The organism is Elusimicrobiota bacterium (genome assembly GCA_026388075.1).
In the GTDB taxonomy this organism is placed as follows: Bacteria; Elusimicrobiota; Endomicrobiia; order Endomicrobiales; family JAPLKN01; genus JAPLKN01.
The window spans coordinates 1-1,965 of record JAPLKN010000092.1; the positions used below are offsets into that span (position 1 = coordinate 1).

At 38.8% G+C, this 1,965-nt stretch carries 2 protein-coding genes; both read right to left on the reverse strand.

Going from position 1 to position 1,965, the window contains the following annotated elements:
- A partial coding sequence (locus NT145_05110; GenBank protein ID MCX5782066.1) for an FtsW/RodA/SpoVE family cell cycle protein occupies positions 1 to 428 on the reverse strand: 428 nt, incomplete at its 3' end.
- Between the two features lie 307 nt (positions 429 to 735).
- A partial coding sequence (locus tag NT145_05115; GenBank protein MCX5782067.1) for a penicillin-binding transpeptidase domain-containing protein occupies positions 736 to 1,965 on the reverse strand: 1,230 nt, incomplete at its 5' end.

A 1,965-nucleotide genomic window follows, 5' to 3' on the forward strand; every position in this document is an offset into this window, starting at 1 on the left:
GTTGCGACTGTTTTAATTGTTTTGGAACGCATATCAAGAAAACCTGCAAGAACTAAAATAAATATTAATTTTGCCAGTTCAACCGGCTGAAACGAAAAATAACCGAAATTAAACCAGCCTTTTGTGCCCCTTACCGTAGCGCCGAAAAAAAGCACACAGACTAATATTAGAATTGAAAAAACATATAGAGGGTAAACAAATTGGCGAAAATTTTGATAATTGAAACTCAAAAGAATTATCATCCCTGCTACACCGATACCTATAGCGGCTCCTTGAGTAGCTATAAACCTGCCGGGATTACCATAATGCAAAACTGCAGAATAAACACTCAAAATACCGGTAAATATTAAAAAGATTAGAGCTCCGACTAAAATCCAGTCAGTATTTTCTATGAAACGATTGAATAAACCTTTTTCTTCTTTAAACATATCATTCCTGATACTCTAATTAGGGCTTATTGAAAAATAAAACTAATGATTGAATTATTAATGAGTTATATGAAAAAAAGCTTAGAAGTGCACGGTTTTGACATGCATTTAATCAAAAAAATTGCACTTTTTATTATGAATATATTTTTCATTAAGCCCTTGATGGTTCGGCTTCGCTCACCATCCTGAGTTTATCGAAGGATTACACAGATAACGGCAAGATTACAGAGATTTTACGTCGTATTAATCTGTGTAATCTCTTTTTTAATCACTGTAATCAAGGGGACACTGAGTTTTTCAGTGTCCCCTAATTAATTACCGTTGATGTTGAAACTGAAATGTTCTTAGTTTCAGTTTTACCTTTAGACAAACCAAAATACTGTTCATAAATTGCGCGCGCTACAGGAACCGCAGCATGCCCGCCGGTCCCCCCGTGTTCAACCAGGACTGTTACAGCTATTTCAGGATTGTCGGCAGGAGCATAAGAAGCAAACCATGCGTGATCCTCTCCTTGAGGATTCTGAGACGTTCCTGTTTTGCCCGCAACTTTAATGTTTGAAAATGAACATCCTCTTCCTGTTCCGTTTGATACAGCTGTTTCAAGCGCGTTTTTTAATAATTTCCAGGTATTTTCGCTCAGTTCTATCTTTCCCCTGATTTCTTGCTCGTGTGCATACAAAATATTCCCGTCCGGATCAGATATTTTTTCAACAATATACGGTTTATATAAAGTCCCGCCATTTGCTACAGCAACAATCATAGAAGCAATTTGAATTGGGGTAACCAATAATGGCCCCTGCCCGATAGCCATATTTACCGTATCGCCTTTCAGCCAAGGCATATTTCTTTTTTTCAGTTTCCATTCGCTGGAAGGAAGAAGCCCTTTTTTTTCTGAGGGAAGGTCGATGCCGGTCTTTGCGCCTATCTTGAATTCTTTTGCAATGCTTTCAAGAATTTTTTGTCCGATTTTTAGCCCTATATTATAAAAATAAACATTGCATGAATTTGCCATGGCGGGAATCAAAGACATCTTTCCGTGCCCCGTTTTAAGCCAGCAGGCAAAAGTCCTGTTTCCCAAAGTAAAACTGCCCTCGCAAGTATATGTTTCCTTAGGATTTACGATATTGTCTGAAACTGCTCCGATAAACGTAATAACTTTAAACACAGAGCCGGGAGGATATAAAGCTTGAATTGCACGGTTGAAAAGCGGAAGTTCTTTATCTTTAAGATATTTTAAAAACTCTTTTTCAGCCGAAATATCGGGATTAAATCCTGGCACTGAAACCAATGCTTTGACGGCCCCGTTTCTCGGATCAATGACAATAGCCGCTCCTTTTTTTGTAGCCGATTTTTTGAGAGCCTGATAGGCAGCTTCCTGAAGCTTTGAGTCAATAGTAGTATAAAGACTATTTCCTTTAACAGATGGAATGTACCTTAACATTTTGGTCTGGCGCCCCAAAGCATCCACTTCAATTTGCCAGCCGCCGTCTTGTCCGCGCAACTCAAAGTCATATTGCTGTTCAAGCCCTCCTCGTCC